General features: G+C 73.8%; 7 protein-coding genes. 1 reads left to right on the top strand and 6 read right to left on the bottom strand.

Annotation, left to right across the window (positions count from 1 at the left end):
* Window positions 1-108 precede the first annotated feature (108 nt).
* From ACFC1T_RS38145 to ACFC1T_RS38135, 3 genes are all read right to left on the bottom strand, one after another.
* Window positions 109-912 (bottom strand): arylamine N-acetyltransferase, encoded by an 804-nt coding sequence (locus tag ACFC1T_RS38145; RefSeq protein WP_375897344.1) that lies wholly within the window; start codon window positions 910-912, stop codon window positions 109-111.
* Window positions 913-1,091: 179 nt separating this feature from the next.
* Complete coding sequence (locus tag ACFC1T_RS38140; protein WP_375897342.1) at window positions 1,092-1,592, bottom strand: peptidylprolyl isomerase; 501 nt, start codon at window positions 1,590-1,592, stop codon at window positions 1,092-1,094.
* Window positions 1,593-1,714: 122 nt separating this feature from the next.
* On the bottom strand, window positions 1,715-2,164 hold the full coding sequence (locus ACFC1T_RS38135) for a MarR family winged helix-turn-helix transcriptional regulator (protein WP_375897339.1): 450 nt from the start codon (window positions 2,162-2,164) through the stop codon (window positions 1,715-1,717).
* A 127-nt stretch (window positions 2,165-2,291) separates the two neighbouring features.
* Between ACFC1T_RS38135 and ACFC1T_RS38130 the strand changes: the two genes are divergently transcribed.
* Window positions 2,292-2,888, top strand: a complete 597-nt coding sequence (locus tag ACFC1T_RS38130; RefSeq protein ID WP_375897336.1) for an NAD(P)H-dependent oxidoreductase — start codon at window positions 2,292-2,294, stop codon at window positions 2,886-2,888.
* Window positions 2,889-2,922: 34 nt separating this feature from the next.
* On the opposite strand, the gene ACFC1T_RS38125 is transcribed toward ACFC1T_RS38130, so the two are convergent.
* The 3 genes from ACFC1T_RS38125 to ACFC1T_RS38115 all read right to left on the bottom strand — a co-directional run.
* A complete protein-coding gene (locus ACFC1T_RS38125; RefSeq protein WP_375897333.1) occupies window positions 2,923-3,399 on the bottom strand; it encodes a GNAT family N-acetyltransferase in 477 nt (158 codons plus the stop codon).
* 60 nt (window positions 3,400-3,459) lie between these two features.
* Entirely contained in the window at window positions 3,460-4,326 is an 867-nt protein-coding gene (locus ACFC1T_RS38120; RefSeq protein ID WP_375897330.1) for an oxidoreductase, read from the bottom strand.
* 168 nt (window positions 4,327-4,494) lie between these two features.
* On the bottom strand, window positions 4,495-4,590 hold a 96-nt coding region (locus ACFC1T_RS38115; RefSeq protein WP_157849844.1), incomplete at its 5' end, for an acyl-CoA dehydrogenase family protein.

Here is a 4,590-nt window from a genome sequence, read left to right as displayed (position 1 = left end):
CCCATTTCCCCCCGTTTTCTTGGTGTTTTAAAATACCCACCGGGGGTCCCCGTTTTCATTCGCCCGCCCGCGCGGGGGCCCGTCCGACGGACGGGCCCCCGCGCGCGTTCAGGCCGGGACGGCTCCCGGCAGCCGGTCGAGCACGATGCCGAAGTGCTCGCGGTACGCGGACAGCGCGGCGGCGTCGGTGAGTTCCTCCTCGGCGCGGGTGCCGTCCGGGGCGGTGCGGACCAGCCGGGTGCCGTTGAGGGTGGTGCGGCCGCCGTCCGCGGCGAGCATCGAGCAGGTGGTCCCCCGGGCGAACGGGGACTTCGGCGAGGTCGCGTGCCACCAGCAGGTCGGGGTGAAGTCGGACAGCGGGTGCGGGTGCCGGCCGACCCGGTACTGCGGCACCCCGTCCAGCAGGACGTCCAGGTCGCCGTCGTCGCCGTACGGCCGCAGCAGCGCCGTACCGTGCGGGTCGCTCTGGGCCCCGCGCCCGTCCAGCCGCACCGGGTGCCGGGTGAACCGGCCGAACCCCACGTCGACCAACCAGGGTTCGTCCAGGTCGACCCGCAGCGCCAGGTGGTCGAACGGCGGCCCGGGCCGCTCCCCGTCGAACACCCGGGCCGCCAGCAGGCTCACCCGGTACCCCAGCGACGTCAGCAACTCGGCGAAGGCGCCGTTGAGTTCGTAGCAGAAGCCACCGCGCCGCCGGTCCACGACCTTCGCCACCAGCGCCGCCGGGTCCAGCACGATCGGCTCGCGGAGGTGGACGCTCAGGTTCTCGAACGGGACGGCCCGCAGATGGGCCTCCTGCAAGCGCGCCAGACCCGCCGCCGACGGCTCCCCGGGATCCGGCACCCCGATCCGCTCCAGATAGGCCGTCCGCGCGGCCGGGACCATTCCCTCGTACGCATCTTCATGATCCACCCGCCCATTCTCCACCCGGGCGGCAGGGGTGCGGCATCGGTCCTTCGGCCTAGGACGCGCCCCGGGAGGCACCGTGGGAGGCGCCACGGAAGACACCACCGCCCCGGAGCGGGGGATCGGCGGATCCGACTCCCCGCTCCGGGGCGGTGGCGTGCGTCAGGGGCCCCGGAGGGCTGCGGTCAGACGGACTCGACCTCGCCGGACTTGGCGATCTTGATGACGGCCGAGGTGCGGCCGCTCTGCGAGCCGAGGCCCTCGATCTTCTTCACCAGGTCCATGCCCTCGACGACCTCGCCGAAGACGACGTGCTTGCCGTCCAGCCAGTCGGTGACGATGGTGGTGATGAAGAACTGCGAGCCGTTGGTGTTGCGGCCGGCGTTGGCCATCGACAGCAGGCCCGGGCGGGTGTGCTTGATCTTGAAGTTCTCGTCCTCGAACTTCTCGCCGTAGATGCTCTTGCCGCCGGTGCCGTTGTGGTTGGTGAAGTCACCACCCTGCAGCATGAAGGCGGGGATCACGCGGTGGAAGCCGGAGCCCTCGTAGCCGAAGCCGTTCTGGCCGGTGGCCAGCTCACGGAAGTTGCGCGCGGTCTTCGGGACGACGTCGTCGTACAGCTTGAAGACGATGCGGCCCGCCGGCTCGTCGTTGATGGTGATGTCGAAGAAAACGTTGGAACCCATGCAGGGATCATGGCACGAGCGGCCGCGCGTCGCGCGCCACCCCCGTAGGGGGCGAGGTCACGGCGGCGTGTTATCCCGCTCGTCCCGCTCGCCGGCCGGCGTCGGGCGGCCGCCGGTGGGGCTCAGGCCTTGAGCTTGCGCCAGACCGTCTCCAGGGCGGCGATGTCCGCCGGGTCCAGCCGGTCGGTGAACACCGGGGCCAGGGCGGCCCGCCGGGTGGCGTCCGCCTCGGCGAAGAGCGCGCGGCCCCGCTCGGTCAGCTCGATCCGCACCGAGCGCGCGTCCGAGGCCGAGGGCGTCCGGGCCACCAGCCCGCGCCCGGCCAGGGCGTCGACCACCCGGGAGACCTGGCTGCGGCTCAGCATGGTCTTGGCACCGAGGTCGGAGGCCGCCACCGGCTCCCGCTGCCCGGCCAGCCAGAGCATCACCTCGAACCAGGACAGCGGCAGGCCGTGCACCCGGGCGAGCTCCCGGTCCACCCGGGCGGCCAGCGTGGTGCCGGCCCAGACCAGGCCGTAGAAGGCGTGGTCCTGCTCCGACAGGGGGCCCAGGGAGAGATCGGCGCGGTCCATGCCGTTCATCGTACCGAGGTTGCGTGCGTGTGCACACAGTACCGGGCGTCCACGGGCGCCCCACGGGCCGCGACCGCAACGGCCGGCCAGTAGCATCGGCCTCCAACCAGCCTGAGGGGGGCGGAACATGAACCGGATCGGGGTCTACCTGGCACATCCGCGGCCGGGCAGCTTCAACCACGCGCTGTACCAGGCCGTGGTGGACGAACTGCGCGGACGCGGCTGCGAGGTGCGGGCGCACGACCTGTACGCCGACGGGTTCGCACCGCTGCTCACCGCCGGGGAGACCGGCACGGTCGACGACGCCGGGACCGCCACCGACCCGCAACTCGCCGCGCACCGCGCCGAGGTGGCCACCCTGGACGCCCTGGTGCTGATCCACCCCAACTGGTGGGGCATGCCGCCCGCGGTCCTGGCGGGCTGGGTGCAGCGGGTCCTGGCCCCCGGCGTCGCCTACAAGCTCGGCACCGCCGACGGCGAACCCGCCGGACTGCTGCGCGCCGGGCGGGCCCTGGTGCTGAACACCTCGGACACCCCCGAGGCCCGGGAGCGCGAGGAGTTCGGCGACCCGCTGGAACGGATCTGGGCGGCCTGCGTACTGCCGTACGTCGGCGTCACCGACGTCCGGCGGACGGTGTTCCGCACCGTCACCGGCGCCCCCGCCGCCGAGCGCGCCGAGTGGCTGCGGCAGGCCCGGGAGCAGGCGGCCGCACTGCTCGACTGAGCAGGCCCGCACGGTGCGGGGCGGGACAGGGCGGCTACAGCTCCACCTCCGCCACGTCCTGGTCGCCGCTCAGCTCGCCGGTGGGCCGGAAGCCCAGCCGGGCGTAGAACCCGGCCGGGCCGTCCGGGCCCGGGTGGTAGGTGACCGTCGCCCGGGTGCCGCCGCGGCGGCGGATCTCCGCGCAGACCTGCTCGACCGCGAACCGGCCGTAGCCGCCGCCCTGCTGCCCGGCGTCGACCAGCAGGCGCCACAGGCCGGAACGGGGGCGGTCGTCCGGCCGCTCGGGGTGGAAGCGGATGTCGAAGAAGGCCATCACGAAGCCGACCGGCCGGCCGCCGTCCAGGATCAGCCGGGGCCAGGCCGTGTCCCCGTGCACGTACGCCTCGGCCAGCGACTTCGCCACCGGGGCGACCAGGCCCTCCTGGTCGGGCCGGACCCGCAGGGCGAGGGCGGCGTCGATGTTCTCGGGGGTGAGCCGGGCGAGGCCGAGCGTGTCGGTCGTGGTGCGCATGGCGGGCAGCCTAGGCAGCCGGGCTGCCGGCCGTCGCCCTGATTCCCCCCGCGAGCGGGGTCAGCTGCCGGCCGGGAAGTCCGTGCCGCGGCCGACCGCCGCCCAGGCCTCGGCCTCCTGGCGGGCACCTTCCAGGTTGCCGAGGACGGCGTCCACCGCGTCGGTGCCGAGCGCCAGCCGCAGCGGGGTCCGCTCGGCGGCCAGCGCGGCCAGGATCGCCGCGGCGGCCTTCGCCGGGTCCCCCGGCTGCTTGCCGTCGGAGTCCGGCAGGCCGGTGCGGACCGGGCCGACCAGCGGCTCGTAGGCCTCGATCGGGGCGGAGTGGGCCAGCGCGCCGCCGCCCGCGAAGCCGGTCCGGAACGACCCCGGCTCGACGACCAGCACCTTGATCCCGAAGCCGGCCACCTCCTGGGCCAGCGCCTCGGAGAGCCCCTCCAGGGCGAACTTGGTGGCGGAGTAGGCGCCGACGCCGGGGAAGGAGAAGCGGCCGCCCATGCTGCTCATCTGCACCACGGCGCCGGTGCCCCGGGCCCGCATGTGCGGCAGTACGGCCCGGGCGAGCGCGGCCGGGCCGAAGAAGTGCAGCTCCATGAGGTCGCGCAGCTCGGCGTCGGTGGTCTCCTCGACGGCGCCGATCACGCCGCGCCCGGCGTTGTTGACCAGGACGTCGATCCGGCCGTGCCGCTGCACGGTCTCGGCGACCACGGCGAGGATCTGCTCCTGGTCGGTGACGTCCAGCCGCACCGGGACCAGCCGGCCCGGGTGGGCGGCGGCCGGTTCGGCCAGCGCCTCGGGGCGGCGGGCCGCCGCGACCACGGTGTCGCCGGCCGCCAGGGCGGCCTCGGCGATGGCCTGGCCGAAGCCGGAGTTGGCGCCGGTGATCAGCCAGACCTTGCCGTCGGTGCGCTGCTCGGGGGTGCTGCTCATGATCCGTGGACTCCCGCAATGATCGTTCTCGGCAAACGAGTTGACGATCATTTATGACATCCGGCAGCCCGCTCGTCCAGGAAGGTTCGATGCCGGACGAACAGCCGGACGACCGACGGCCCCCGACCGCACGGCGGCGGTCGGGGGCCGTCTCGAAGGTCCGGGCGACTACGGCAGGTTGCGGGCCATCACGATCCGCTGGACCTGGTTGGTGCCCTCGTAGATCTGGGTGATCTTCGCGTCCCGCATCATCCGCTCCACCGG

The sequence above is a fragment of the Kitasatospora sp. NPDC056076 genome (assembly GCF_042266305.1).
Classification (GTDB): Bacteria; Actinomycetota; Actinomycetes; order Streptomycetales; family Streptomycetaceae; genus Kitasatospora.
The sequence above is the reverse complement of the archived record's forward strand: the minus strand, read 5'-3'. Positions and strand labels throughout refer to the sequence as shown.